At 72.2% G+C, this 241-nt stretch carries 1 protein-coding gene; it reads left to right on the top strand.

The features are described 5' to 3' along the window. Positions 1 to 241: HAD-IA family hydrolase (locus tag SB658_RS27045; protein WP_410603600.1), on the top strand; the 241-nt coding region annotated here is incomplete at both ends.

Raw genomic sequence — 241 nt, 5'->3', positions numbered from 1 at the left:
CACGCCGTCGGCCTGATCACCGACAACAAGGCCGATCGCATGGCGACGCTGTCGGCGCTGCACGACCTGCCGGCGACCTTCGACCCGATCGTGGTCTCGGCCGAGGTCGGCAGCGGCAAGGACGGCCCGGCGATCTTCCAGCACGCCCTGGCCCGGCTCGGTGTCGCGCCGGTCGAGTGCCTGTTCATCGACAACACCGCCGCCAACCTGCGCGCCGCCGCCGCACTGGGCATGGCGACGC

The organism is Bacillus sp. SIMBA_008 (assembly GCF_046535495.1).
GTDB lineage: Bacteria > Bacillota > Bacilli > Bacillales > Bacillaceae > Bacillus > Bacillus subtilis.
This window is presented reverse-complemented; position numbering and strand designations above follow the sequence as displayed.